Consider the following 24,511-nt stretch of genomic DNA (forward strand, 5'->3'; position numbering starts at 1 on the left):
TCAGACCACGCCGTCCCAGACCACCTTGGCGCCGCTGTCCCCGGTCAGGTAGACGTACACGAGCGCGAAGACCGCGAGCACCGCCACCACGACGGTGAGCACCACCGGGAGCCAGCGGGGCAGGTTCCGGCCCGCGACGAAGCGGCTCGTCGACAGCACCAGCAGCAGCGCCGCGACGCCGAGCCCGAGCGCGTACCAGAACAGCGTGTCGCCGTACGACGCGTGCTCGCTGATCTGCTGGAGCCGGTCCGGCGGGTAGCCCTTCGCGCGCAGGACCCCCTCGAGTTCCTCACCGGACTCGGTCGCCACCCAGGCGAGGATCGGGGTGATCACGGCGAGCGCCGCGACCGCCCAGTCGAGGCGGGGCCGCCAGCGGGGCAGCACCCCGTACGCGACGGCGAACAGTGCCAGCAGCGGCACCAGCACCACCACCGCGTGGATGACGAGCACATGGACCGGCAGACCGTTGATTTCCCTGAACACCGACACCTCCGGCGAGTGCGTGGTTTGGCGCGCTCAGCGTACGGCGTGACGCCGCCTACCTCCGATACACGCGAGCGCGGCGGCGCCGGTTCACCTGTGGCCCCGGCCACGGGTGAACAACGCTCGCTTGTCGGCCCGCCTGCCCCGTGCTGTCATGGATCCATGTCCACGGGTGAGGAGCTGCTCCGGTCGAGGGGCCTACGGGTCACCCGGCCGCGTCTCGCCGTGCTGGACGTGCTCTCCGCCGGCGGTCACCTGGAGGTCGACGAGATCACCCGGCGGGTCCGCCAGCGGATCGACTCGGTCTCCACCCAGGCCGTCTACGACGTGCTCGGCGCCCTGTCGCGGGCCGGGCTGTCCCGTCGGATCGAACCGGCCGGCAGTCCGGCGCGGTACGAGGCCCGGGTCGGCGACAACCACCACCACGTGGTGTGCCGGGGCTGCGGCGAGATCGCCGACGTGGACTGCGCGGTCGGCAGCGCCCCCTGCCTGGACCCGAACGTGGCGCACGGCTTCGAGCTGGACGAGGCGGAAGTGACCTTCTGGGGCCTCTGCCCGGCCTGTCAGTCCCGCCGCTCCGCCGACGACTGACCGCCGCACCGAGGACGGCCGGCGACGGCGCGTGGCACTCTTGATCGGTGGACACCGAAGATCTCGGCCTCTTCGGTCCGGGGTCGGTCACGTGGAAGGTGCACGAGGAACCGATCCTGATCGTCGCCGGCCTGCGCTCGCTCTACCTCCAGGCGCTGCATCCCCGTGCGATGGCCGGCGTCGCACAGAACAGCAACTACCGCACCGACGCCTGGGGCCGGCTGGTCCGCACGGCGAACTACGTGGGCACGACGATCTACGGCACCACGGCCGAGGCGGAGGCGGCCGGGCGGCGGCTGCGGACGCGGCATGCCCGGATGCGCGCCACCGACCCGGTCACCGGTGAGGAGTTCCGCATCGACGAGCCGGAGCTGCTGCGCTGGGTGCACGTCACCGAGGTCGAGTCGTTCGTGAGCACCGCCCGGCGGGCCGGGCTGGCGCTCACCGACGACGAGGTGGACGGCTACTACTCCGAGCAGCGCCGGTCGGCGGCCCTGGTCGGGCTGGACCCGGAGGACGTACCGGGCACCGCCGCCGAGGTGGCGGACTACTACCGGGACGTGCGCCCGCAGTTGCGGATGACCCGCGAGGCGGCCGAGACCGCGGTGTTCCTGACCGCGCCGCCGATCCCGTGGAAGCTCAGCATGCCGGCGCGGGTCGGCCTGAACCTGGGGCCGCCGCGCTGGGCGTACTTCGGGATCGCCGCCACCGCGCTGGGGATGCTGCCGCCCTGGGCGTTGCGGCTCTACGGCGGGCTGGGCCTGCCCACCACCGCCCTGTCGGCGGACCTGAGCGCGCGGGCGCTGCGACTGGCGCTGGCCGCGGTGCCCCGGCGCTACCGGGAGGGCCCGCTGCAGCAGGCCGCCAAGGAACGCGCCGCCCGCCTGGCCGCGGCCTGACGGCGACCCGCGTTCACTCCGGGTCGGTGAACCGCTCGACGGCCGACCAGGGCTCCTTGCCGGGGGTCTGCGCGCCGGTCGGGCACGTACGCCGGTAGTCGCACCAGCCGCAGCGCGGACCCGGCTCGGTGGGGAACGCCGTGTCGGGGTCGGCGCCGTCGGCCACCGCGTGCTCGGCGGCCATGATGTCGCGTGCGGTGTCCTCGGCGCGGGTGAGCTGCCGGTGCAGGGACTCCGGCGTGTGCTCGTGGGCGGCGACGGTGCCGGTGGGCAGGTGGTGCAGCTCGACCCGGCGGCACGGCTTGCGGAACACCCGCTCGGCCGCGTACGCGTAGAGCGCGAGCGCCTGCGAGCCGCGCGCGTCGTCGGCGTCGAGCCCGGTGCGGCCGGTCTTGTAGTCGACGATGACCAGCTCGGGCCGCCCGTCCGGGCCGGGACGCGAGTCGATCCGGTCGGTGCGGCCGTTGAAGGCGAGCACCGCGGTCTTCACCGCGACGACCCGTTCCACGCCGACCGGCTCGTCGGCCGGGTCCAGGCCCGCCACGTAGCTCTCGAGCCAGGTCAGGGCCCGCCGGAAGGCGTCGCGCTCCTGCTCGTCGTCGCGGTAGCCCTCGCGGACCCAGGTGCCCTTGAGCAGCGTGCCGAGCACCTCGGGGCGGCGGCGGTCGGGGGCCAGCGCGTACCAGTTCTTCAGCGCGGTGTGGACGCTCGCGCCGAGCGAGTTGTGCGCCCACGGCGGGCCCTTGGGCGGCGCGGGGCGGTCGACGTAGGCGTAGCGGTAGCGGCGGGCGCAGTCCGCGTACGCGCCGAGCTTGCTCGGTGTGCAGACGAACAGGCGCTCCGGCATGCCCTCGAAGCCGAGCTGCTCGGACTGCTCGGTGCGGGGTCGGGGAGCCCGGGAGCCACTGGCTGCTGACTGTCGTCGCACCCGGCAATCCTGCCATCCGGGTACGACACCGGACGGACCCGCTCAGGCGTTGTTGAGGTACTGGGTCACGAACGCGGCGATCGCGTCGGCGATGAGCTGCACGGCGATGGCGGCCAGCAGCAGACCGGCGATCCGGGTCAGCACCTCGATGCCGCCGGGACGCAGCACCTTGACGATGCCGCCGGAGAAGCGCAGCACCACCCAGACGGTCACCATCACGGCGACGATGGCGAGCCCGATGGCGAGGTAGTCGACGGCGCCGCCGGCCTGCTGCACGAACAGCATGGTGGCCACGATGGCGCCCGGCCCGGCCAGCAGCGGGGTGCCGAGCGGCACCAGCGCGATGTTCGAGGTGACCTGCTGGCTCGGGTCGTCCGCCTTGCCGGTCAGCAGCTCCAGCGCGACGAGGATCAGCAGCAGCCCACCCGCCGCCTGGAGGGCGGGCAGGTCGACGTGCAGGTACGCCAGGATCGTCTGCCCCGCCACCGCGAAGATCACGATGACCCCGAGCGCCAGCGCCACGGCCTGCCAGGCGGCCCGGTTCCGGTCACGCGCGGGCAGCGGCCCGGTCAGCGCGAGGAAGATGGGCATCATTCCGGGCGGGTCGACGATCACCAGCAGGGTCACGAAGACCTCGCCGAAGAGCTTGAGATCCACGCGGACACGGTAGCCGTGCCGTCGGATCGCTTCAGCTCGAAGCGACAGGGGTCACCCCGCGGGCCAGCGCGACGATCCGCTCGTACGCCTCGGGCCCTGTGGTGTGCGCGCCGAGCCGGACGGTCTTGTGCGTGCCGTGGAAGTCGGACGAGCCGGTGACCAGCAGTCCCAGGTCGGCGGCGAGCCGGCGGACGTGCGCCCGCTCGGCCGGGTCGTGGTCCTCGTGGTCGGCCTCCAGCCCGGCCAGGCCGGCCGCCGCCAGGTCCGCGACCAGCTCGTCCGGCACGATCCGGCCGCGCCTGCTGGCCTTCGGGTGGGCGAAGACGGGCACGCCGCCCGCCGCCCGCACCAGCGCCACCGCCTGGAACACCTCGATGTCGTCCTTCGGCAGCCGGTACCGCTCGCCGAGCCAGTCCGGCCCGAACGCCTCGGTGGTGGTGGCGACCAGGCCGGCCCGGATCAGCGCCTGCGCGATGTGCGGGCGGCCGACGGTGCCGCCGCCCGCGCCGGCCAGGATCTCCGTCCAGCTCACCGGGATGCCGTCGGCCTGGAGCAGCCGCACGATGCGCTCGCCGCGTTCCTCGCGGGCCCGGCGTACCCGGGCCAGCTCCGCGGCCAGTTCCGGCTCGTCCGGGTCGAACAGGTACGCGAGCAGGTGCAGCGGGAGGGCCGGCTCGACGCCGAACCACCGGCAGGAGATCTCCGCGCCACGGATCAGGGTGAGCCCGGGCGGCAGGGCGGCGACGGCGGGCGCCCAGCCCGCGGTGGTGTCGTGGTCGGTGAGTGCCACCACGTCGAGCCCGGCGTCGGCGGCGGCCCGGACCAGCTCGGCGGGGGTCAGGGTGCCGTCGCTTGCGGTGGAGTGGGTGTGCAGGTCGATGCGGGCCGGGACGCTCACCCGCCCGACGCTACGCCCCGTCCGGCACCGTGGGGACGTCGGCCACCACCACCGGGCGGTCCTCCGGCGCCAGCCCTTCGACGCGCGAGGCCGTCGGCCGGTCACCGGCCAGCACCCGCTCGGGCTTGACCCGGACCAGCCCGCCGGTCGCGTCCACGTGCAACGCCACCCCGGCCCGGGTCCAGGACACGCCGCCGGCCAGCAGCGGGCCGGCCGGGTGGGTGACCGGGCTGGCCGGGTCGCGCAGGTCGACCAGGAGAGCGGTGCGCGACGTGCCGTTGGCGAGCAGCCACCGGCCGTCGAAGGAGACGGCGCCGAGCCCGTCGGTGGCCAGCTTCAGACCGCATCCGGTACGCACCGGGGCGAGGTCGCGTGCCGGGTCCAGCAGGGCCAGGCAGAGTTGCTCGTCCCGCCCGGCGGCGACCAGGCCGACCACCCGGCCGTCGGGCCGCGTGCCGTAGACGGTGCGGACGTCCGGGTTCACCGGGCCCGGCTGCCCGCCCAGCGCGCGGTCCCACACGCTCATCCCGCCGTCGCCGGGCTGCTGGATCAGCACGGCGTCCCCGGCGAATCCGACCGGCACGGCGCCCTCCGGCGCGGCGATCCGGACCGGCGCGATGAGCTGGCCGGCGACCACACCGGCCGCGATCAGGTCCGTGCCGTCCCGCCAGGCGACCTGGCGTCCGTCCGCGGAGACGGCCACCGCGTCCGCGGCGGCGAGCATCACCTGGGGCGTGGCGCCGCTGACCGGCACCCACCAGAGGGTACGGCCGGCGACGGTGGCCGCCGAGGTGAGCAGCCAGCCTTCCTGCTCGTGGATCCGCTGCGCCCGTTCGACGCCGCTCACACCGGTCAGCTGCCGCCGTTCGCCGCCGCTGGTGTCCAGCCGGTCACCGACGAGCAGGTCGAGTTCGGCGCGGACCGGCCCGAACCGGGTGATCGAGGACGGCCCGGCGGTGTCCGGGGACGGGTAGAGGACGGGCGGGTCGCCGAGCACCACAGTGGGCGTGCCGCCGTCGCCGCCCGACGCGCTGAACTGGGCCACTCCGGTCGTGATGAACACGGTGGCGACCCCGGCCAGGGCCAGGCCGGTGAGCGTACGCCGCCGGCCCGTCCGCCGTGCCCGGCGCAGGATCTCCCCGGCCGGGTCGACGGGCAGCGGGCGGGGCGTGGCGACGCGGCGGGACAGGGTCTCCCGCAGCGCCCGCTCCAGCTGGTCGTCGCTCACGGGGAATGGACGCTCCGGGCTGCCTGTCCGGTTGTCACTGTGCTGCCGGGTGCCGCTCATCGGCTCTCCGCCGCGATCGGGACTGCGGGACGGACCGGAGTCGCGGGCGGGGCCGGTCGCGGCACCCGGGCGGCGGGCCGCCGCGCCGGGGTACGAGCCGGCTCGCCGCCCCGGGCCGGCGGGACGGACCGGCCGGACGTGGCGGGCGCGGTCGGGGCGGCCGGGTTCGGCGTCGGCGCGTCGGCGGGCGTGGGCAGGCTCAGCGCCGCCTCGGAGCCGAGCCGGCGGCGCAGCGTGTTCAGCGCCCGGGAGGTCTGGCTCTTCACAGTGCCCGGGGAGATCTCCAGCAGCGCGGCGGTCTGCGCCTCGGACATGTCCTCGTAGAAGCGCAGCACCAGCACGGCCCGCTGCCGGGCCGGCAGCGCCTGGAGGTGCCGCCAGAGCGCGTCCCGGTCGAGTTGCTGCTCGATCTCGTCGACACCGGCGCGCTCCGGCAGCACCTCGGTGGGGCGCTCGCCGTGCCAGCGGCGCCGCCACCAGCTGGTGGACGTGTTGACCATGACCCGGCGGGCGTACGGCTCGATGGCGTCGATCCCGCCGAGCCGCTTCCAGGCCAGGTAGGTCTTCGTGAGCGCGGTCTGGAGCAGATCCTCGGCGGTGGCCCAGTCACCGGCGAGCAGGTAGGCGGTGCGCAGCAGGGCGCCGGAGCGGGCCGCGACGAACTCGCGGAACTCCTCCTCCAGCGGATCTCTGCTCACCACCACACCCATTCTCCCCCCGTCCTGCCTGGCAGAATGCCACGGCCGGGCCGCCCGGGTCGATGGCGGAAGGTGTGCAGTTCATCCGATGTTCGGACGAAAAGTTTCAGGCTCCGTCGTCGGCCTTGGCCTCGTCGGCCTCCTTGCCCAACCGCGCCTCGACCGCCTGCGGCTCGTACATCTCCTCGACCACACGCAGGTAGAGCTCGTTCGGGTTGGGCAGGTTCTTGATCACCCGGAGCGCCTGTTCCTGGCCGGCCGACTCCAGCACGAACGTGCCGTAGTTGAGGGCACGGCCGGTCGGGCTCTGCTCGTACTTCATGTCGGTGACCCGGGTGAGCGGCATCATCGCGACCTGCCGGGTGATGATCCCGTTGACCACCATGACCCGCTTGTTGGTCAGGATGAACCGGTCGTACCACCAGTCGGCGACCTTCCAGGCGACCCAGCCCATCACGCCGAACCAGAGCAGCACGGCGACGGTGGTCAACGCGCCGACGTCCCGCCCGGCGAGGAATCCGGACAGGTAGCCGAGCACGAACGTGGCCGCCACGCCGACGATGATCGGGGTGGTGAGGTGGATCCAGTGCCGCTTCCACTCGCCCCGGTAGCGCTCGGTGGGGAAGAGGTAGCGCGCCACGAGTGAGCTGGGCTCGTCCTCCAGCGGCAGCACCCGGCGGGGTGCCATGCCGGTGGCGTCGGACCGCAGCCCGGCCAGCTCCTCCTCGGAGATCGGCTGATCCGGGAAGCCGTCCGGATCGCGCGCCCAGGCCCGGCCGGACCGCCCCTCACCGGCATAGGCGCTGCCGTAGCCGGCGTCGTCCGCGTCCGCGTACGGGCCGGGGCCGTAACCGGCCGGGTCGTCCGGGTCGATCCGGGGGATCGGCTCGGTGTCGCGTTCCCGGCGTGCCCGGTCGGGGTCGTCCGGGTCGAAGGGTGGACCGGAGGGGCTTCCCATGGGCGGCTAGGCGACGAGGTTGGTGAAGAAGTCGCCGAAGCCCTGCGCGATGTCCATGATGCCGCCACCGAGAGACTTGAAGACGTCGGCGGCGGAGTTGGGCCGGTACGCAACAAAGAAGATCAAGAATGCGATGCCGGCCCAGGTGAGGACCTTCTTGACCATAGCGGGCCATCCTCTCGCGCGGCGCCGGGTCCGTTTACCGCAGCGGCACCCAGAGTATCAGCATGGTGTCTTACCGTGAATATCTGCGTCCGCTCCCCGACTCGCCGTGACGGGCCGGTCAGGCCCGCCCGTGCAGATACGGAGACGGTGCGCCGTACACGAGTTCGGGCGGTGTCCACTCGGTGAGGTCGTGCAGCACGACTTCTTCCGCGAGGAGGTGACCCGCACTCGCCGGCCAGGCTATCGCATGGAGCCACATTCCCCGAGCCTCGCCGGCGTACGCGCTTCGATCCGTTTCGGAGCGCACCAGCCACAGTGGAGTCGGGTGACCCCCCACCCGGATCTTCGCGTGCGGCAACCGCTCGGGATGACCAGGGCCGGGATCGGTGAGCGCCTCCTCCACCTGCGGGCCCGGATCGGGTCCGGGCAGTCCCGCGAAGCGGGATCCGAGACCGACGCCGGGCTCCTCGGCGACGAAGATCAGATCGGCTGGCCCACCGTCCAGGGGGGCCGGTCCGGCACACGCGACCAGGGTGGCCCGGACACCGCCGCGGTCGTCGCCCGCCCAGGCCACACCGGTGAGCGTCCAGCCCGGAGGCAGCGGCCACGGGCACCACAGCGGCATCCGGAGCCGACCGGCCGGGTCGGGGTCGGCGGCCATCCGCTCGACCACGCTGGCCATGATCTCGGCGCTGATGTGCTCCGGCACGTGCAGCGGCGCGATCGGCCCGCACCGCACGCACCGGTGATCGGCGTGCATCAGGTCCGGCTCGCGCACCGGGCCCGCGCACTTCGGACAACTCACCGCGACAGTCACACCCTCACCGTCGCCCCGGACCGGCGAGGCGTCAAGCGGGGCGGGCCGACGAGCGTGGGATTTCCATCCGGTGGTGGAACCACGCCGAGTTCAGTCGGGCGGCGGGCCGGCGTACGACCGGATCCAGGCGTGCATCGCGATGCCGCTGGCCACGCCCGCGTTGATGGAGCGGGTCGAGCCGTACTGGGCGATGGAGAACAGCGCGTCACAGGCCGAGCGGGCCACCGGCGACAGCCCCGGCCCCTCCTGCCCGAACAGGAGCACGCAGCGGCGCGGCAGCACCGCCGTCTCCATCGGCCGGGAGCCGGGCAGGTTGTCGATGCCGACCACCGGCAGCCGCTCGTCGCGCGCCCACGCGACGAACTCCTCGATCGTGGCGTGGTGCCGGACGTGCTGGTAGCGGTCGGTCACCATGGCGCCCCGCCGGTTCCACCGCCGCCGTCCGACGATGTGCACCTCGGCGGCGAGGAAGGCGTTGGCGTTGCGGACCACGGTGCCGATGTTGAAGTCGTGCTGCCAGTTCTCGATCGCCACGTGGAAGTCGTGCCGGCGCCGGTCCAGGTCGGCCACCACCGCCTCGCGCCGCCAGTAGCGGTAGCGGTCCACCACGTTGCGCCGGTCCCCGGTCGCGAGCAGCTCCGGGTCGTAGCGCGGGTCGTCCGGCGGGTCACCGGGCCACGGCCCCACACCCACGTCGAGCTGGTCGTCGGTCACGGTCTGCAGAGGGTACGGCCCGGCGGCGTCATCGGTCAGCGCAGGTCGAGCGCGCCGCTCAGCCGGTCGAGGAAACGCGTGTCGGCGGGGCTCGGCACGGTCTCCCCGGTCCGGCACACCCGGGCGGCGACCGACTCCACCCACTGCCGGTACGCCGCCGAGTCGGCCGGATCGGCGCGGCGGCGCAGCACCCGTACCGCGGCCCTGGCGGCGGCCAGCAGGTCGACCAGGTCGGTCAGGCGCTCGTCCCGCTCGGCGGCGCCGTCGTGGCGGGCGTAGATCGCGGCCACCACCGCGCGGACGAGATCGCTGTCGAAGGCCCGCCCGGCGGCCACCGCGTCCAGCCCGGCCAGGCCGGCGGCGACGCCGCGCGGCGGACGACCGGGACCGGCTGAGGCGGCGGCGACGAGGACGCGGCCCGGCAGGTCGGTCAGCAGGTCCCACTCCGCCGCGGAGTAGGCGGCGGTGGTGAGCGGCGCGGCGCGGCGGCCGGCGGAAGGCGGCTCTCCGGCTACGGAGTGGCTCATCGGCAACCTCCAGCCCGAGCATAAGCCCCCGGACGAGGTCCGGGCCCCGTCCCCGCCGAACGGAGAACGAGGCCCGGTGAGCCGGGGAGACGCGGGGTCAGCGCGGCTCGGGGAAGCTGGGACGCTCCGGGTCGACGCCGTCCGGTACGGCGGCGGCCGCGTACTCCTTCTTGGGGACCATGACCTTGCGGCGGAACACGCAGACGAGCGTGCCGTCCTGGTTGTAGCCGCGGGTCTCGACCGCCACCACGCCACGGTCGGGCTTCGAGGCCGACTCCCGCTTGTCCAGCACCGTCGTCTCGCCGTAGATGGTGTCGCCGTGGAAGGTCGGCGCGACGTGGCGCAGCGACTCGATCTCCAGGTTGGCGATCGCCTTGCCGCTGACGTCCGGTACGGACATGCCCAGCAGCAGCGAGTAGATGTAGTTGCCGACCACCACGTTGCGCTTGAACTGCGAGGCGGACTCGGCGTAGTGCGCGTCCATGTGCAGCGGGTGGTGGTTCATGGTGAGCAGGCAGAAGAGGTGGTCGTCGTACTCGGTGACCGTCTTGCCCGGCCAGTGCCGGTAGACCGCGCCGACCTCGAACTCCTCGTAGTAGCGGCCGAACTGCATCCTTGTCCCCTTCACGGGCGGCGATGGAGTTCGGCACAGCATGCCTTATCGCTTGTTAAGGCGAGGAGCGGGGCGTTCGCCCGGCGGAAATGTCACACCGGGGGTCCACCGAGGTCTGGACGCAATGAGCGGCGGGGCCCTCCCCGGCACCCGCCGCCCACGCTCTGATGCGAAGAATTCTGCCGTACGACCACCCGCCGCCAACAGAGACGGAGGTCACATTTATCTTTTCGTAACACTACTCAGAGTAATCGACGCGAGGTCGGTAAGCGATCTCCGCAGGCAGGATAGATGCTCGTCAAGGCCAAAGTTACCGATACGTAGCCGCAACTGAGCGTGATCTCCTTGGAAACGCTCCCATCACGTCCCGTCACGCAAGTGCGGCGTGCATTTGCGTTCCGCACGGGCGGAGGGAACAGATGGTGTTCGATGTGCCCAGGGTCACCATCCGGGCGCTCAGCGTTTCGTCACCCGCACGGCGGGAATTCGGACGGACCGACCCTGGTTCCACCGGACGTACGACAATCCGCGGTGATCGGAGAGAGCAAATGGCAACGGTTGAGCTGACCACGGCCAACTTTGACGAGGTGACCGGGCGCGACGGGATCGTCCTGCTCGACTTCTGGGCGGACTGGTGCGGCCCGTGCAAGCGCTTCGCCCCGGTCTACGAGCGCTCCTCGGAGAAGCACCCGGACATCGCCTTCGGCAAGGTCGACACCGAGGCGCAGCAGGAGCTGGCGGTGAAGTTCAACATCAGCTCCATCCCGACGATCATGGCAATCCGTGACGGCGTGATCGTCTTCGCCCAGCCGGGCGCGCTGCCAGAGTCGGCGCTGGAGAACCTCATCGAGCAGGTCCAGGCGCTGGACATGGACGACGTCCGCAAGAAGCTGGCCGAGCACAACCACTGACGTTCCACACGCCGCCGGCCGATCCCACCCGGGACCGGCCGGCGGCGTTCTCGCGCCCGCCGGACCGGCGGGACGGACAGTGAGGAATGGCCGACTGAGGGACACTTTCGGCCGCTTCACTCCCGTATCGTCACCACGCGATGGAGACCTTGACCGCCCGCGGGCGCGCGGTCCGAGTAGGGGTCACCCTGCTCGGCCTGGCGCTGCTGCTCCTGGGCACCGTGCGCGGCACCGACGACGACTTCCCGTTCGGGCCGTTCCGGATGTACTCCACCTCCGACCCACCGAACGCGCCCGCCCCGGACACCCGGGTCGAGGGCGTGGACCGCACCGGCGCGGTGGTCCCGCTCGGCCAGGAGGCTACCGGCATCCGCCGCGCCGAGATCGAGGGCCAGCAGGGCCGGTACGCCGCCGACCCGAGCCTGCTGCGGACCGTCGCCGACGCGTACGCCGAACGCCACCCCGGCGCCCCCGACCTGGTCGAGGTGCGCATCGTCATCCGCTGGTTCGACATCCAGGGCGGCCGCCCGACCGGCAAGTGGACCGACGAGACAGCCGTGCGCTGGGAGACCGGCGGATGACCGCCTGGCTGACCGAGGCGGTCCCGCGCGGCCGGATCGCCGCCTTCCGCACCCTGGTCTACCTCTTCGTCGCCGCCGACCTGGTGATCTTCACCCCCTGGGTACGCACCCGGGTCGACGTACCCGGCGACCTCTACCAGCCGCTGCTCGTCGGGCGGCTGCTCCCGCTGCCCACCCCCACCCCCGCCCTGGTCGGCGTGGTGTTCTGGGCGCTGCTGGTCACCGCGCTGCTCGCCGCCACCGGCCGGGCGCACCGGCTGCTCGGCTGGACGGTCTTCGCGCTGTACTTCGAGTGGATGATCGTGGCGATGAGCTACGGCAAGGTCGACCACGACCGGTTCGCGCTCCTGGTGGCGCTGGCCGTGCTGCCCACCGCCGGCCGCGCCCGGCACGGCGATCCGACCCGTACCGAGGCTGGCGGCTGGGCGCTACGGGTCACCCAGATCTCGGTCATCTGCACGTACTTCCTCGCTGCCTGGGCCAAGTTCCGCTTCGGCGGATGGGACTGGGCGAACGGCTCGGTGCTGGCCCGGGCGATCATCCGGCGCGGCACCGACCTCGCCGACCTGATCGCGCAGGTGCCGCACCTGCTGATCGTGGCGCAGTTCGGCATCCTCGCGTTCGAGTTGCTCAGCCCGCTGGTGTTCGTGCTGCCGTCGCGGTGGCGGACGACGACCGTCGGCTTCTTCTACTCGTTCCACCTGGTGACCATCGCGACGATCACCATCTCGTTCGCGCCGCACCTGGTGGCGATGACCAGTTTCCTGGCGCTGGAGAAGGTCCGCCCGGTGGTGTTCGTCAGGCGCCTGCTCGGCCGCCCGCCGCCCGCCGCGCCCACGTCGCCGGCGACGGCACCGCTCTCTTCCGCGCCGGCCCCGTCCTCAACCGCCTGAGCACCGGCACGCAGCCGCTCAGGCGGTCGGCCCCGGACGGCCGGTCGGCCCGTACAGCCGTTCCCGGGCCTCCTGGGGCAACGCGCAGGCGGCGGTGCCGCCCGGCATGCGGTGCCGGTTGCGGGCCACCCAGCGGTACGCGGGCCAGGCCGCCGCGCGGACCGGCGGGAGGCGCAGCCCGGCCCCGGCGAACCGCCAGAGCGGCCCGCTGTCGCCGAGCAGCCGGGCGATGGCGTCCGGCCCGGCGGCGCGGGAGCCGTCGGCGCCCACCCACTGGACCGCCTCCTCGCACTCGGCCTCCGTCAGGCCCAGCGCCGCCAGGTCGGCGAACTGCCACGGCACCACCCGGGCGCCGGTCGGGATGCGACGCTCGATGAACTGCGCGCAACTGGTGCAGAAGGCGCAGTCGCCGTCGTAGACGAAGGTCGACGTCTTCATGCCACCATCCTGCACCCGTCCCGGGCGCGGCGGCGCGCGGTGTCCGGAGCGTCACTTGCGCTTTGTTCGTACACATGTTCGAATGAGGTCCATGCGCTGGGACAACCTCTCCGCTCCCCCGGACGAGGGGACTCCCGATCGGGCGGCGCCGGCGGCTCCACCCCTGCCGCTGGCGCTGCCCGGCGCCGTCACCCGCACCTTCGACACGCCGGACTTCGCCGGCATGACCTTCTACGAGGTCCACGCCAAGTCGATCATCAACCGGGTGCCCGGCGAGTCACGGGTGCCGTTCGAGTGGACGATCAACCCCTACCGAGGTTGCTCGCACGCCTGCGTCTACTGCCTGGGCGGCGACACCCCGATCCTGATGGCCGACGGCCGCACCAAGGCGATCAGCGAGCTGGAGCCCGGCGACCGCATCTACGGCACCGCGCGGCGCGGCGCCTACCGCCACTACGTCGTCACCACCGTGCTCGACAAGTGGTCCACTGTGAAGCGGGCCCACCGGGTCACGCTGGCCGACGGCACCACGCTCGTCGCCAGCGGCGACCACCGGTTCCTGACCGAACGCGGCTGGAAGCACGTCACCGGCACCATGCGCGGCGGCGGGCGCCGTCCCCACCTGACCACCCGCAACCGTCTGCTGGGCACCGGCCGGTTCGCGGTGGCGCCGAAGCGCTCGGCCGACTACCGCATGGGTTACCTGCACGCCCTGATCCGCGACGACGACCGGGCCGGCGCCCGGTTCCGGCTGGCCACCGCCGAGTCCGAGGCGCTGGACCGGGCCGAGCGCTACCTGACCGACGCGGGGGTCACCGTCGAGCGGGCCACCGTCGCCCGGGTCGGCCGCCGGGCGACGACCACTGTGGTACGCACAGCCGGCCCGGCCGAGGTGGTCACCGGGTTGTTCGAGCCACCCGACGAGACGACTGACCTCTGGGCGCTCGGCTACCTGGCCGGCATGTTCGACGCCACCGGGACGTGCCACCGGGGCGTGTTCCGGATCGGCGTCGCCGACGACGAGAGCCAGGCCCGCGCCGCCGGGGCGCTGGACCGTTTCGGTTTCACGTGGGCGCTCGACGTGCCGGGTGCACGGGGCGCGGCGCGTCAGCTCCGGCTGACCGGCGGGCTGCCCGAGCGGCTGCGCTTCTTCCACCTCACCGACCCGGCCGTCACGGCCCGGCGCTCGATCGAGGGCATGGCGCTCAAGTGCGCGGCGCGACTCCAGGTGACCGCCGTCGAGGATCTCGGCCTCGACCTTCCGCTGTGGGACATCACCACGGGCACCGGCGACTTCATCGCCAACGGCGTGGTCAGCCACAACTGCTTCGCCCGCAATACACACACCTATCTCGACCTCGACCCGGGCGCGGACTTCGACCGCAAGGTGATCGTCAAGGTCAACGCAGGCGAGCTGGTCCGCCGTGAGCTGGCCGCCCCACGCTGGCGCGGCGCGCATGTCGCCATGGGCACCAACGTGGACTGTTACCAGCGGGCCGAGGGCCGCTACCGCCTGATGCCGCCGATCATCGAGGCGCTGCGCGACTTCGCGAACCCGTTCTCCATCCTGACCAAGGGCACCCTGCTGCTGCGCGACCTGCCGCTGTTGCGTCAGGCGGCCGAGGTGACACGGGTCGGGCTGTCGTACTCGGTGGGGTTCGTGGACGAGACACTCTGGCGTGCGGCCGAGCCGGGTACGCCGAGTCCGCGCCGCCGCCTGGACGCGGTCCGCCGGCTCACCGACGCCGGATTCTCCGTCGGCGTGCTGATGGCGCCGATCCTGCCCGGTCTCAGCGACGACGAGGAGTCGATCGACGCCACAGTCGCGGCCGTCGCCGCCTCCGGAGCGGCGAGCGTGACGCCGCTGCCGCTGCACCTGCGGCCCGGCGCCCGTGAGTGGTACGCGCGCTGGCTGGCCCGGGAGTTCCCCCACCTGGTCCCCCGCTACCGGCAGCTCTACCAGGCCGGCTCGTACGCGCCGCAGGCGTACCAGCGGGAGGTGACAGCGCGGGTACGGATGGCGGCACGCCGGCACGGGCTGCACCGGGGCGAGACCGGCGACAATCGCCGGCTACCGGAGACGCCGCCGCCCGCCCCGGCCGCCGAGCAGCTCTCCCTGCTCTAGCGGGGGGAACCCGCACCGGCGGGGCTAGTCTCGGGGAATGCGTTCCGCTCAGCAGATCCTCGCCGACTCCGCCGTGATCGCCGTCGTGGGCGCCTCCCGTGATCCGGGCAAGGCCGCACACCGCGTACCGCTGGAGATGCAGCGGCACGGCTGGCGGATCATCCCGGTCAACCCGACGGTGGACGAGTTGTTCGGCGAGAAGGCGTACCCGACGCTCGCCGACATCCCGCACCCGGTCGACCTGGTCGACGTGTTCCGCCCGGCCCGCGACGCGGTCGACGTGGTCCGGCAGGCGGTGGCGATCGGCGCCCCGGCGGTGTGGTTGCAGCTCGGGATCTTCTCGGACGAGGCGCGCCGGATCGCCGAGGAGGCCGGCCTCGACTACGTCGAGGACAGGTGCCTCATCGTGGAGCGGGCCGCCGCCGGACTGACCCGGCGCGCCTGACCGGTTCGCGCTACTGCTTGTACTGCTTGAGCAGGCCGCGCGAGATGATCGTCTTCTGGATCTCCGAGGTGCCCTCGCCGATCAGCAGGAACGGCGCCTCGCGCATCAGGCGCTCGATCTCGTACTCCTTGGAGTAGCCGTAGCCGCCGTGGATCCGGAACGCCTCCTGGACCACCTCGGCGCAGTACTCGGACGCGAGCAGCTTCGCCATGCCGGCCTCGACGTCGTTGCGCTGGCCGGCGTCCTTGAGCCGGGCCGCGTTGACCATGAGCGCGTGCGCGGCCTCGATCTTCGTACCCATCTCGGCGAGCTTGAACGCGACGGCCTGGTGCTTGGCGAGCGGCTGGCCGAAGGTGTGGCGCTGCTGGGCGTACGCGACGGCCAGCTCGAACGCCCGGATCGAGATGCCGCAGGCGCGGGCGGCCACGTTGACCCGGCCGACCTCGATGCCGTCCATCATCTGGTAGAAGCCACGGCCGACCTTGTCCTCGCCGCCGAGCACGGCGGAGGCGGGCACCGTCACGCCGTCGAGCACCATCTCGGTGGTCTCGACGCCCTTGTAGCCCATCTTGTCGATCTTGCCGGGGATGGTGAGGCCGGGCGCGGTCTCACCGAAGCCGGGCTCCTTCTCCAGCAGGAAGGTGCTCATGTTGCCGTAGACCGAGTCGGCCCCGGTGTCGGTCTTGACCAGGGTGGCCACCACCGACGAGTACGCGCCGTTCGTCAGCCACATCTTCTGGCCGTTGAGGACGTAGTTGTCGCCGTCGCGGACGGCCTTCGACTTGATCGCCGAGACGTCCGAGCCGCACTCGGGCTCCGACATCGAGAACGCGCCGCGCACCTCACCGGTGGCCATCCGGGGCAGCAGCCGGGCCTTCTGGTCGGCCGAGCCGTGCTGGGAGATCAGGTACGCCACGATGAAGTGGGTGTTGACGATGCCGGAGATCGACATCCAGCCCCGGGACAGCTCCTCGACCACGAGGGCGTAGGTCAGCAGGGACTCGCCCAGGCCGCCGTACTCCTCGTCGATGGTGAGGCCGAACAGCCCCATCTCACGCATGCCGTCGAGGATGTCGCTCGGGTACTCGTCGGCGTGCTCCAGCCGCTGCGCGTGCGGGATGATCTCCTTGTCTGCGAACTCCCGGACGGTTTCCAGGATCGACCGCTGCACGTCGGTCAGTCCGGGTGTCTGGGCGAGTCGGGCCATCTCAGCCTCCGGGGTCGGCGCCTTACTCATGGGTAACTGAACGCTCGGTCAGTATCGGCCCCGGGACCGGCCCCGCCAAGGTGACCAGTCCACACAACCGCTGTGAAAAGGTTCACCGCTGCGGGTAGCGTCCGCAAGTAAGAGGGCCGTTGACCTGGGGGAAGGGGCGCTGGTGACCGACGAGCAGCCACCGTCGCCGTACGAGCCGCCGTCGCACGGCCAGCCGTACGGGCAGCCGCAGTACGGCCAGCAGCACCCGCAGTGGGGCCAGCAGCCGCCGTACGCGCCGCAGCCGCCCTACGGCCAGTACGGGCCGCCCGGCCAGGGGCCGGGACCCCGTGGCACGAACGTGCTCGCCATCCTGTCGCTCGTCTTCGCGTTCGTCTTCGCGCCCGCCGGCATCGTCTGCGGCCACCTGGCGAAGCGGCAGATCCGGCAGACCGGCGAGGACGGCGACCAGCTCGCCAACTGGGGCCTGATCCTCAGCTACATCTTCACCGTGATCGGCATCCTGGTCTGCTGCGGCTGGATCGGGCTGGCGTTCTGGGCCAACTCCGACACCAGCACCTACTGACGGTCAGCGGAACTGCGCCTCCCGGACGCTGTTGCCGCCGTCGACCACGAGCATCTGCCCGGTGATGTACGAGGCGGCCGGCGAGCAGAGGAACGCGATCGCCGCGGCCACCTCGTCCGGCGTGCCGGGACGCCCGACCGGCGTACCGAGGCCCTGCTTGATCTCCGCCATCGTGGACGCCGCCGTGTGGATGATGCCGGGCGCCACCGCGTTCACGGTCACCCCGTCGGCGATCATCTCCATCGCCAGCGCCCGGGTCAGCCCGACCACGCCGGCCTTCGCCGCCGCGTAGGCCGCCTCGGTGGGCAGCGCGTTGACCGGCCCGGCGGTGGCGGCCAGGTTGACGATCCGGCCCCAGCCCCGCTCGGCCATGCCGCCGATGAACGCCCGGCTGCACAGGAACGCGGTGGTCAGGTTGCGGTCGATCTCGCCACGCCACTCGTCGTACGTCAGCTGGGCCACCGGCCGCAGCACCTCCGGGCTGGCCCGGCTGGCCAGGCCCGCGTTGTTCACCAGCACCTCTACGTCGCCGAGCTGCTCGGCCACCGCGTCGGCGAGCGCGCCCACCTCCGACTCGTCGGTGAGGTCGGCGACGAAACCGGTGACGCCCAGCTCGCCCGCGCGTTCGTGGATACGCCGGGTGGTGGACACGATCGCCACCCGGGCGCCCAGGTCGGACAGCCGGCGCGCGGTCGCGTACCCGATGCCGTCCGGGCTGCCCGCGCCGGTCACCAGCGCGACCCGGCCGTCCAGGCGCATGGTGGCCGGTTCCGGCAGCGGCGCCGGCCGTTCGGAGTCGGCGGGGCCGACCGGCTCGCCGCCGCGCGGGCGCCGCACCGACCCCGGCCGGCTCATGTCCCGTCGCGACCGACCCCCACGCGCGTCAAGTGCCATGCCGAGGATCCTGCCCGGTGCCGAGCGCACGGGCAACGCGCTGGCCGGAAAGGGGACGTCCGTGTCGCGCGCCGGGTGGCTACCCTGAGCGCGACCACGTACCTGGAGATGATCAGATGACCTATCCCCCACCGTCCGGTGGCTGGCAGGACCCGTTGGCGGCCGGACAGCAGTCGAGCCCGCCGGCCGACCCGATGACGCCGATGGCCGGCAACCCCATCCCGACCCAGCCCACCTCGGCGGACCCGTACGCGTCTCCCGACCCGTACGCCGGCATGAAGTCCGCCGACCCGTACGCGGCGGCCGGTTACCCGCCGGGCGCCTATCCGCAGCCCGGCGGGTACCCGTCCCCGGCTGGTTACCCCGGATACGGGTACGCGCCCGGACCGAAGCAGAACGGCCTGGCCATCGGCGCGATGATCGTCTCGATCATCGGGGCGCTCGGCCTCTGCGGTTACGGCCTCGGCGGCTACATCGGCCTGGTGGGCGCGATCCTCGGCCACGTGTCCCGTAAGCAGATCAGGGAACGCGGCGAGGGCGGCGAGGGATTCGCCACCGCGGGCATCATCGTCGGCTGGATCTCCACCGCGCTGGCCGTGCTGGCCACCGCCGCCTTCGTGATCCTCATCATCTGGGCGGCCAACCAGGACTCGTCCGGCTACGGCAGCACGAACTACTGAACTCGGCGGGCCGCCCCGCGAACTCGGGGCGGCCCGGGCCGGTCACTCCGAGGGCGGGGTGAACGAGGACGTACGGGCCATGCCGGCGGCCCGGCCCTTCGCGGCGATCACCAGCGCCATCTTGCGGGACGCCTCGTCGATCATCTCGTCGCCGAGCATCACCGCGCCGAGCTTTCCGCCCGCCTCCGAGGTGTAGTAGTCGTACGCGTCGAGGATCAGCTCGGCGTGGTCGTAGTCGGCCTGCGCCGGGGAGTAGACCTCGTTGGCGGCGTCGATCTGGCCGGGGTGCAGCACCCACTTGCCGTCGAAGCCCAGCGCCGCCGAGCGCTTGGCCACCTCGCGGAACGCGTCCACGTCCCGGATCTGCAGGAACGGACCGTCGATGGCCTGCTTGTCGTGCATCCGCGCGGCCATCAGGATGCGCATCAGGATGTAGTGGTACGGGTCACCCGGGTAGTCCGGGATCAGCGCGCCGACCACCAGCGACTTCATGTTGATCGAGGCCATGAAGTCGGCCGGGCCGAAGATGATCGTCTCGACCCGGGGCGAGGCGCCGGCGATGGCGTCCACGTTCACCAGCCCGGCCGCGTTCTCGATCTGCGCCTCGATGCCGATCCGGCCCACCTCCAGGCCGAGCGTCTTCTCGATCTGGGTGAGCAGCAGGTCCAGCCAGTGCACCTGCTCGGCGTTCTGCACCTTCGGCAGCATGATGCAGTCCAGGTTCGCCCCGGCGCCCTCGACCACCTCGATGACGTCCCGGTAGGTCCACGGCGTGGTCAGGTCGTTCACCCGGACCACGCGGGTCTTGCCCGTCCAGTCGCCCTCGTTGAGCGCGGCCACGATGTTCTTGCGCGCGTCCGGCTTGGCCAGCGGGGCGACCGCGTCCTCCAGGTCCAGGAAGACCTGGTCGGCGGGAAGGCCCTGGGCCTTGCCGAGCATTTTGACGCTGGAGCCGGGCACCGCCAGGCAGGATCGGCGGGGACGACCGACAGCGGTCATGGATGCGCTCCTTCCAGCGTCCGGCGCGGGTGCCGGCGCAGCGGTGGATTTCGAGAACTTAACGATCCCAAAGGGCGTGGTGACGCCACGGTAACCTCGTGCCGTGACCGGGGTGAATGGACCTGTGGAAGATCTCACTGAGCGTCGGATCGTGGTGCTGACCGGGGCGAGCTCCGGCATCGGCCTGGCCGCCGCGGAGGAGCTGGCGCGCCGCGGCGACCAGGTGGTGCTGGTCGGCCGCGACCCGGCCCGGCTGCGCGCCGCGGGCGAGCGGGTCCGCGAGTGCTGCGGCGAGCAGCCGGAGCTGTTCCGCGCCGACTTCGCGGTGCTCGACGACGTGCGCGGGCTCGCCGAGCGGCTGCGCGAGCGGTACGACCGGATCGACGTGCTCGCCAACAACGCGGGCGCGATCGTGCTGGAACCGATCACCACGGTCGACGGTTTCGAGCTGAGCATGCAGGCCAACCACCTCGCCCCGTTCCTGCTCAGCAACCTGCTGCGAGACCGGATCGGGCGGATGGTGGTCACCGCCTCGGACGCCCACCGCAGCGGCGTGCTCGACCCGGACGACCTCAACTCCGCGCTGCGCTCGTACCGGCCGTTCCGCGCGTACGGCACCAGCAAGCAGGCGAACATCCTGTTCACCGCCGAGGCGGCCCGGCGCTGGCCGGAGGTGCCGGCGCACGCCTTCCATCCCGGCGTGGTGCGGACCCGCTTCGGCAACGAGAGCCGGATCGTGGCGCTCGGCATGCGGCTGCTGCCGTTCCGCAGCCCGGAGAAGGGCGCGGAGACGCTGGTGTGGCTGGCCTGCCAGGATCCGTCCCGGCTGACCGACGGCGGCTACTACGCGGACCGCAAGCCGCACCGGTCCCGGGCCAAGGCGGCCGACCCGGCGCTGGCCGCCCGGCTCTGGACGGCCAGCGCGAAGGCCGTCGGCGTCGACGCCTGAGCGGGTCACCACGACCGCCGGTCCGCTGGGACACTCGACGCCATGACGACGGGAAACGAGGTCCTGCTGGTTGCGCTCGTCGACCTGAGCGCCGACGCGGACGCCGGACGGCGGTACGAGGACGCGGTGCTGGCGCTGCTCGGCCGGCACGGCGGCCGGTTGGAACGCCGGCTGCGCACCGGGGACGGAGAGACCGAGGTGCACGTCATCCGGTTCGCCGCCCGCGCCGGGCTGGACGCGTTCCTCGTCGACCCGGAACGCGTCGCGTTGCGCGCCGAGCTGGGCGACGCCGCACCCGCCACCCGGGTGCTGGAGGTACGCGACGTCTGAGGTCACGACACGTGCACCGGGACGCTCGTCACCACCACGCCGGGCAGCGCGCGCAACGCCGCCCGGAGCCGCTGCTCGGCGCGGCTGTGCAGCAGCCGGTACCGACGTCGGCGCAGCACCACCTCCGGCACGATCACGGTGAGCGTCAGGTCCGGGTTCGCGGCGTGCAGCGCCTCCAGGTAGTGCGCCAGCGGCCCGATCACCGACCGGTACGGCGACACGATCGTCTCCAGCCGCAGATGGTCTCCCCAGGCTCGCCACTGTTCCCGGAACCGGTCCGCCTCGGCCTCCTCCGGGGCGAGGTGCACGGCGAGCGTGGGCCGCCCGAGTGAGGTCGCGTACGCCAGCGCGCGCAGCGACGCCCGGTTCAGCCGGGCCACCGGCACGACCACCAGGTGGCGTACCTGCTGGGGCAGTTCATCGCACTCGGCGGGCGGCGCGGACGGCGGCGGGTGCAGCGCCAGCGCGCGGTGCAGCCGGTCGTAGTGCCTGTGGATCCGGCGGAATAGCAGCACCAGCAGCGGCACGGCGAGCACCACCACCCAGGCGCCCTCGGTGAACTTGGCGACCGCCGCGGTCAGCAGCACCAGCCCGGACAGCGCCGCGCCGACCGCGTTGACCGCGAGCCGGCGGCGCCATCCCGGCCCCCGGCGGCGCCGCCAGTGCACCACCATCCCGGTCTGGGACAGCGTGAACGCGAGGAACACACCGACCGCGTAGAGCGGGATCAGCCGCTCGGTGTGCCCGCCGAACGCGACGAACACGACCGCTGCGGTCAGCGCCAGCGCCACCAGTCCGTTGCTGAACGCCAGCCGGTCGCCCATGTGCAGGAACCGGCGTGGCGCGTGCCCGTCCCGGGCCATGAAGAACAGCAGCCGGGGGAAGTCGTTGAACGCCGTGTTCGCGGCGAGTAGCAGGATCAGCGCGGTGGTGGCCTGGAGGATCGCGTACCAGGGCCCGCTCGGGAACGTGACCCGGCCGAGCTGGGACAGCAGCGTCTCGTCCGCCCGGGGCACCAGGCCGTCGAGGTGGATCAGCCCGACCAGGCCGGCGAACAGCGTCACCAGCATGGCGACCATCCAGCCGAGCGTGGTCCGGGCGTTGCGCCACTCGGTCGGGCGGAACGCCGGCACGGCGTTGGAGACCGCCTCGATGCCGGTCATCGACACCGCGCCGGAGGAGAACGCCCGCAGCACCAGCAGCAGGCCCAGGCCCTCGGCGGCGGGCACCGAGGGCGGCGGCAGCGGCGCGAAACCCCGCGAGGCGGCCTTCGCGTACCCCACCGCCAGCACCGCAACCAGCACCACCACGAACGCGTACGTGGGCAGCACGAAGATGTTCCCGGCGGTGCGTACGCCGCGCAGGTTCCCGGCCAGCAGCATGGCGATCACCAGCACGCCGAGCGGCACCGCCCACCGGTCGAGCCCGGGTAGCGCCGAGGTGACCGCGTGCACCCCGGCCGCGATCGACACCGACACGGTCAGCACGTAGTCGAGCATCAGCCCGGCTGCGGCGGCCAGTCCCGGCGTACGCCCGAGGTTGTCCCCCGCGACGATGTACGAGCCGGCGCCGTGCGGATAGGCCGGGATGGTCTGCCGGTAGGACAGGCCGACAGCGACCATCAGCACCACCAGCAGGGCGGCGAGCGGCAGGGCCAGACCGAGCGCGGCGCTCCCGGCCAGCACCAGCACCGCGAGCATCGCCTCCGGCCCGTACGCCACGGAACTGAGCAGGTCGGAGGAGAGCACCGGCAGCGCGACCAGTTTGCGCATCCGCTCGTACAGCACCGACGCGCTGGACAGCGGCGGGCCGAGCAGCGCCCGGCGTACCCGGGCGACCGACCGGCCGGTCCGGTCGCCGGGCAGGTCGGCCGCGCCGGTGGCGACCAGTTCGTCCGGCTGCGCCACGGTGAACATGTCGATCGGCGCCAGCCGCCCGAAGCGGGTCGGCGCCGGGTGGTGGTCGTGCCGCCCGAGCGTCGGGTCGACCGGCAGGTCGTCGGCGCGGCGCGGGCCGCGCCAGCGCTCGCCGATCCGGCCGAGCGCCGCGCGTTCCTCGTCGCCGAGCGGCGGGAACTCGGCCGAGGGCGTGACGACGGTGCCCGTCTCAGCCGCGTCGTCCCGGTCCGACCCCACCCTGAGCACTTTCGTGCAAACCGGACGGCCCGGTGGCCGGAACGGCGCGACTTCGCCCCGACCGGCTCAGTCGGGCGCGGTGCCGGGTCGCCGCGTCTGTTCCGCGTTGCCGAGCGGCGTCGGGTCGGCCGGTGCGGCGACCGGCGTGACGCGGCGACCGGCCCGCGCACCGCCGAGCACCACCACCGCCACGCCGGCCAGCAGCAGCGCCAGACCCGGCAGGGCCAGCGGCCGGGGCAACTGCCCCAGCCACACCCAGCCGATCAACGCCGCGCCGGGCGCCTCCAGCAGGATCAGCACGCTGACTGTGGTCGCGGAGACCCGGTGCAGGGCGTAGTTGAACATCGAGTGGCCGAGTAGTTGGGCGCCCGCCACCAGGGCGAGGATCGCCAGCCAGGTCGGGCCGTCGAAGCCGTGCAGGCGTACCCCTCCGACCAGGCACACCACGAGCAGGACCGCCGCGCAGACGCCGTAGCAGACGGTGGTGTAGGTGGTGGTGCTGATGCTGGCCCGGGCCCGCTCGCCGAAGGCGGTGTAGACGGCCGCGAACAGGCCGCCGACCACCGCCAGCAGGTCACCGGCGAACGCCCGGCCGGAGACGCCGAAGTCGGTGCCGGTGGCGAGCACCGCGCCGAGCACCGCCACCGCGATGCCGGCCCACACCGCCGCCGGCAGCCGCCGTCCCTGCCCGCGGGCGATCAACCCCTGCCACACCGGCTGCGTCGCACCGAGCGCGGTCGCGGCCGCCACCGAGGTGAGCTGCGCGCTCGGCATCCAGGTGGCGAAGTGGGCGGCCAGGGCGACCCCGGCGAGTACGCAGTAGAGCCCCTCGCGCCGGGCCGGCCCGACGGTCAGCGCGCGGAGTTCGGCGCGCCGCCGGATCAACGCGACCGGGCCCAGGACCGCCGCCGACAGCGCGGTACGCCAGAACGCCACCGCCAGCGCCGACGCGGCAGCGAACGCCACGAGCGGCGCCGAGGACGAGACCGACGCGACGGCCAGGGCGAGCGCGCCCACAGTCAGCGCGTCGATCGGCGGGCGTTGCGGAACGGTCGGCACGAACGGTAATCCTCACACGGACACCCGACAGACACGGAACGTCAGCACTCGGTTA

At 72.8% G+C, this 24,511-nt stretch carries 29 protein-coding genes; 11 read left to right on the forward strand and 18 right to left on the reverse strand.

Annotation, left to right across the window (positions count from 1 at the left end):
* Entirely contained in the window at positions 1 to 483 is a 483-nt protein-coding gene (locus O7607_RS09205; protein WP_269702421.1) for a DUF2231 domain-containing protein, read from the reverse strand.
* Positions 484 to 645: 162 nt separating this feature from the next.
* Here O7607_RS09205 and O7607_RS09210 point away from each other — a divergent pair, with 162 nt between their 5' ends.
* Both O7607_RS09210 and O7607_RS09215 read left to right on the forward strand, forming a co-directional pair.
* On the forward strand, positions 646 to 1,074 hold the full coding sequence (locus O7607_RS09210) for a Fur family transcriptional regulator (RefSeq protein WP_030501115.1): 429 nt from the start codon (positions 646 to 648) through the stop codon (positions 1,072 to 1,074).
* Positions 1,075 to 1,121: 47 nt separating this feature from the next.
* Positions 1,122 to 1,973, forward strand: coding sequence for an oxygenase MpaB family protein (locus O7607_RS09215; RefSeq protein WP_269702422.1), 852 nt, complete (start codon positions 1,122 to 1,124; stop codon positions 1,971 to 1,973).
* A 13-nt stretch (positions 1,974 to 1,986) separates the two neighbouring features.
* Here O7607_RS09215 and O7607_RS09220 read toward each other — a convergent pair whose 3' ends face one another.
* The 11 genes from O7607_RS09220 to O7607_RS09270 form a co-directional block, all read right to left on the reverse strand.
* A complete protein-coding gene (locus O7607_RS09220; protein WP_269706929.1) occupies positions 1,987 to 2,820 on the reverse strand; it encodes a RecB family exonuclease in 834 nt (277 codons plus the stop codon).
* 123 nt (positions 2,821 to 2,943) lie between these two features.
* Complete coding sequence (locus tag O7607_RS09225) at positions 2,944 to 3,558, reverse strand: MarC family protein (protein WP_269702423.1); 615 nt, start codon at positions 3,556 to 3,558, stop codon at positions 2,944 to 2,946.
* Positions 3,559 to 3,589: 31 nt separating this feature from the next.
* Positions 3,590 to 4,456, reverse strand: a complete 867-nt coding sequence (locus tag O7607_RS09230) for a PHP domain-containing protein (protein WP_269702425.1) — start codon at positions 4,454 to 4,456, stop codon at positions 3,590 to 3,592.
* 10 nt (positions 4,457 to 4,466) lie between these two features.
* On the reverse strand, positions 4,467 to 5,684 hold the full coding sequence (locus O7607_RS09235; RefSeq protein WP_269702427.1) for a hypothetical protein: 1,218 nt from the start codon (positions 5,682 to 5,684) through the stop codon (positions 4,467 to 4,469).
* A gap of 56 nt (positions 5,685 to 5,740) precedes the next feature.
* The gene (locus O7607_RS09240) at positions 5,741 to 6,442 is read right to left on the reverse strand and encodes a SigE family RNA polymerase sigma factor (protein ID WP_269702428.1); all 702 of its coding nucleotides are present in this window, start codon (positions 6,440 to 6,442) and stop codon (positions 5,741 to 5,743) included.
* Between the two features lie 106 nt (positions 6,443 to 6,548).
* Positions 6,549 to 7,400 (reverse strand): PH domain-containing protein, encoded by an 852-nt coding sequence (locus O7607_RS09245; RefSeq protein WP_269702430.1) that lies wholly within the window; start codon positions 7,398 to 7,400, stop codon positions 6,549 to 6,551.
* 6 nt (positions 7,401 to 7,406) lie between these two features.
* Positions 7,407 to 7,565: a hypothetical protein gene (locus O7607_RS09250; RefSeq protein WP_013283898.1), complete on the reverse strand. Its 159-nt coding sequence runs from the start codon at positions 7,563 to 7,565 to the stop codon at positions 7,407 to 7,409.
* A 118-nt stretch (positions 7,566 to 7,683) separates the two neighbouring features.
* Positions 7,684 to 8,382 (reverse strand): DUF6758 family protein, encoded by a 699-nt coding sequence (locus O7607_RS09255; protein ID WP_332367305.1) that lies wholly within the window; start codon positions 8,380 to 8,382, stop codon positions 7,684 to 7,686.
* A 90-nt stretch (positions 8,383 to 8,472) separates the two neighbouring features.
* Entirely contained in the window at positions 8,473 to 9,096 is a 624-nt protein-coding gene (locus O7607_RS09260; protein WP_269702431.1) for a TrmH family RNA methyltransferase, read from the reverse strand.
* A 35-nt stretch (positions 9,097 to 9,131) separates the two neighbouring features.
* A complete protein-coding gene (locus O7607_RS09265; RefSeq protein ID WP_269702432.1) occupies positions 9,132 to 9,623 on the reverse strand; it encodes a hypothetical protein in 492 nt (163 codons plus the stop codon).
* 97 nt (positions 9,624 to 9,720) lie between these two features.
* On the reverse strand, positions 9,721 to 10,236 hold the full coding sequence (locus O7607_RS09270; RefSeq protein ID WP_013283894.1) for a MaoC family dehydratase: 516 nt from the start codon (positions 10,234 to 10,236) through the stop codon (positions 9,721 to 9,723).
* 548 nt (positions 10,237 to 10,784) lie between these two features.
* On the opposite strand from O7607_RS09270, the gene trxA reads away from it, so the two are divergent.
* The 3 genes from trxA (at position 10,785) to O7607_RS09285 (ending at position 12,621) form a co-directional block, all read left to right on the forward strand.
* Complete coding sequence (gene trxA, locus O7607_RS09275) at positions 10,785 to 11,147, forward strand: thioredoxin (RefSeq protein WP_269702434.1); 363 nt, start codon at positions 10,785 to 10,787, stop codon at positions 11,145 to 11,147.
* Positions 11,148 to 11,287: 140 nt separating this feature from the next.
* A complete protein-coding gene (locus tag O7607_RS09280) occupies positions 11,288 to 11,728 on the forward strand; it encodes a hypothetical protein (RefSeq protein ID WP_269702436.1) in 441 nt (146 codons plus the stop codon).
* Positions 11,725 to 12,621 carry an HTTM domain-containing protein gene (locus O7607_RS09285; protein WP_269702437.1) on the forward strand — a complete coding sequence of 299 codons (897 nt, stop codon included), beginning with the start codon at positions 11,725 to 11,727 and terminating at the stop codon, positions 12,619 to 12,621. The genes O7607_RS09280 and O7607_RS09285 overlap by 4 nt, the downstream gene beginning before the upstream one ends.
* Before the next feature lie 18 nt (positions 12,622 to 12,639).
* Here the strand turns inward: O7607_RS09285 and O7607_RS09290 are convergent, their stop codons facing one another.
* The gene (locus O7607_RS09290) at positions 12,640 to 13,059 is read right to left on the reverse strand and encodes a thiol-disulfide oxidoreductase DCC family protein (RefSeq protein WP_269702439.1); all 420 of its coding nucleotides are present in this window, start codon (positions 13,057 to 13,059) and stop codon (positions 12,640 to 12,642) included.
* A 91-nt stretch (positions 13,060 to 13,150) separates the two neighbouring features.
* Between O7607_RS09290 and O7607_RS09295 the strand changes: the two genes are divergently transcribed.
* Positions 13,151 to 15,184 carry an intein-containing Rv2578c family radical SAM protein gene (locus O7607_RS09295; protein WP_269706931.1) on the forward strand — a complete coding sequence of 678 codons (2,034 nt, stop codon included), beginning with the start codon at positions 13,151 to 13,153 and terminating at the stop codon, positions 15,182 to 15,184.
* A gap of 37 nt (positions 15,185 to 15,221) precedes the next feature.
* Entirely contained in the window at positions 15,222 to 15,629 is a 408-nt protein-coding gene (locus O7607_RS09300) for a CoA-binding protein (RefSeq protein WP_113972090.1), read from the forward strand.
* A 10-nt stretch (positions 15,630 to 15,639) separates the two neighbouring features.
* Here O7607_RS09300 and O7607_RS09305 read toward each other — a convergent pair whose 3' ends face one another.
* Positions 15,640 to 16,836, reverse strand: coding sequence for an acyl-CoA dehydrogenase family protein (locus tag O7607_RS09305; protein ID WP_269702442.1), 1,197 nt, complete (start codon positions 16,834 to 16,836; stop codon positions 15,640 to 15,642).
* Between the two features lie 172 nt (positions 16,837 to 17,008).
* Between O7607_RS09305 and O7607_RS09310 the strand changes: the two genes are divergently transcribed.
* Positions 17,009 to 17,410: a DUF4190 domain-containing protein gene (locus tag O7607_RS09310; protein WP_269702443.1), complete on the forward strand. Its 402-nt coding sequence runs from the start codon at positions 17,009 to 17,011 to the stop codon at positions 17,408 to 17,410.
* A 3-nt stretch (positions 17,411 to 17,413) separates the two neighbouring features.
* Here the strand turns inward: O7607_RS09310 and O7607_RS09315 are convergent, their stop codons facing one another.
* On the reverse strand, positions 17,414 to 18,304 hold the full coding sequence (locus O7607_RS09315; protein ID WP_433494935.1) for an SDR family NAD(P)-dependent oxidoreductase: 891 nt from the start codon (positions 18,302 to 18,304) through the stop codon (positions 17,414 to 17,416).
* A gap of 116 nt (positions 18,305 to 18,420) precedes the next feature.
* Between O7607_RS09315 and O7607_RS09320 the strand changes: the two genes are divergently transcribed.
* Complete coding sequence (locus O7607_RS09320) at positions 18,421 to 18,984, forward strand: DUF4190 domain-containing protein (protein WP_269702445.1); 564 nt, start codon at positions 18,421 to 18,423, stop codon at positions 18,982 to 18,984.
* A 42-nt stretch (positions 18,985 to 19,026) separates the two neighbouring features.
* Here the strand turns inward: O7607_RS09320 and O7607_RS09325 are convergent, their stop codons facing one another.
* Positions 19,027 to 19,983, reverse strand: a complete 957-nt coding sequence (locus tag O7607_RS09325) for an HpcH/HpaI aldolase/citrate lyase family protein (protein WP_269702446.1) — start codon at positions 19,981 to 19,983, stop codon at positions 19,027 to 19,029.
* Between the two features lie 124 nt (positions 19,984 to 20,107).
* On the opposite strand from O7607_RS09325, the gene O7607_RS09330 reads away from it, so the two are divergent.
* Positions 20,108 to 20,932: an SDR family NAD(P)-dependent oxidoreductase gene (locus O7607_RS09330; RefSeq protein ID WP_269702447.1), complete on the forward strand. Its 825-nt coding sequence runs from the start codon at positions 20,108 to 20,110 to the stop codon at positions 20,930 to 20,932.
* Between the two features lie 42 nt (positions 20,933 to 20,974).
* Complete coding sequence (locus O7607_RS09335; protein WP_269702448.1) at positions 20,975 to 21,262, forward strand: hypothetical protein; 288 nt, start codon at positions 20,975 to 20,977, stop codon at positions 21,260 to 21,262.
* A gap of 2 nt (positions 21,263 to 21,264) precedes the next feature.
* Here the strand turns inward: O7607_RS09335 and O7607_RS09340 are convergent, their stop codons facing one another.
* Both O7607_RS09340 and O7607_RS09345 read right to left on the reverse strand, forming a co-directional pair.
* A complete protein-coding gene (locus tag O7607_RS09340) occupies positions 21,265 to 23,397 on the reverse strand; it encodes an APC family permease (protein ID WP_269702449.1) in 2,133 nt (710 codons plus the stop codon).
* Positions 23,398 to 23,463: 66 nt separating this feature from the next.
* Entirely contained in the window at positions 23,464 to 24,456 is a 993-nt protein-coding gene (locus O7607_RS09345) for a DMT family transporter (RefSeq protein WP_269702450.1), read from the reverse strand.
* Between the last annotated feature and the right edge of the window lie 55 nt (positions 24,457 to 24,511).

Source organism: Micromonospora sp. WMMA1949 (assembly GCF_027460145.1).
Lineage (GTDB): Bacteria > Actinomycetota > Actinomycetes > Mycobacteriales > Micromonosporaceae > Micromonospora.

Coding starts and splice junctions, on each gene's coding strand:
- O7607_RS09325 (WP_269702446.1), bottom strand. CDS start 19,983: ATGACCGCTGTCGGTCGTCCCCGCCGATCCTGCCTGGCGGTGCCCGGC.
- O7607_RS09220 (WP_269706929.1), bottom strand. CDS start 2,820: ATGCCGGAGCGCCTGTTCGTCTGCACACCGAGCAAGCTCGGCGCGTAC.
- O7607_RS09250 (WP_013283898.1), bottom strand. CDS start 7,565: ATGGTCAAGAAGGTCCTCACCTGGGCCGGCATCGCATTCTTGATCTTC.
- O7607_RS09280 (WP_269702436.1), top strand. CDS start 11,288: ATGGAGACCTTGACCGCCCGCGGGCGCGCGGTCCGAGTAGGGGTCACC.
- O7607_RS09265 (WP_269702432.1), bottom strand. CDS start 9,623: ATGAGCCACTCCGTAGCCGGAGAGCCGCCTTCCGCCGGCCGCCGCGCC.
- O7607_RS09290 (WP_269702439.1), bottom strand. CDS start 13,059: ATGAAGACGTCGACCTTCGTCTACGACGGCGACTGCGCCTTCTGCACC.
- trxA (WP_269702434.1), top strand. CDS start 10,785: ATGGCAACGGTTGAGCTGACCACGGCCAACTTTGACGAGGTGACCGGG.
- O7607_RS09270 (WP_013283894.1), bottom strand. CDS start 10,236: ATGCAGTTCGGCCGCTACTACGAGGAGTTCGAGGTCGGCGCGGTCTAC.
- O7607_RS09295 (WP_269706931.1), top strand. CDS start 13,151: ATGCGCTGGGACAACCTCTCCGCTCCCCCGGACGAGGGGACTCCCGAT.
- O7607_RS09335 (WP_269702448.1), top strand. CDS start 20,975: ATGACGACGGGAAACGAGGTCCTGCTGGTTGCGCTCGTCGACCTGAGC.
- O7607_RS09245 (WP_269702430.1), bottom strand. CDS start 7,400: ATGGGAAGCCCCTCCGGTCCACCCTTCGACCCGGACGACCCCGACCGG.
- O7607_RS09320 (WP_269702445.1), top strand. CDS start 18,421: ATGACCTATCCCCCACCGTCCGGTGGCTGGCAGGACCCGTTGGCGGCC.
- O7607_RS09210 (WP_030501115.1), top strand. CDS start 646: ATGTCCACGGGTGAGGAGCTGCTCCGGTCGAGGGGCCTACGGGTCACC.
- O7607_RS09315 (WP_433494935.1), bottom strand. CDS start 18,304: ATGGCACTTGACGCGCGTGGGGGTCGGTCGCGACGGGACATGAGCCGG.
- O7607_RS09285 (WP_269702437.1), top strand. CDS start 11,725: ATGACCGCCTGGCTGACCGAGGCGGTCCCGCGCGGCCGGATCGCCGCC.
- O7607_RS09300 (WP_113972090.1), top strand. CDS start 15,222: ATGCGTTCCGCTCAGCAGATCCTCGCCGACTCCGCCGTGATCGCCGTC.
- O7607_RS09305 (WP_269702442.1), bottom strand. CDS start 16,836: ATGGCCCGACTCGCCCAGACACCCGGACTGACCGACGTGCAGCGGTCG.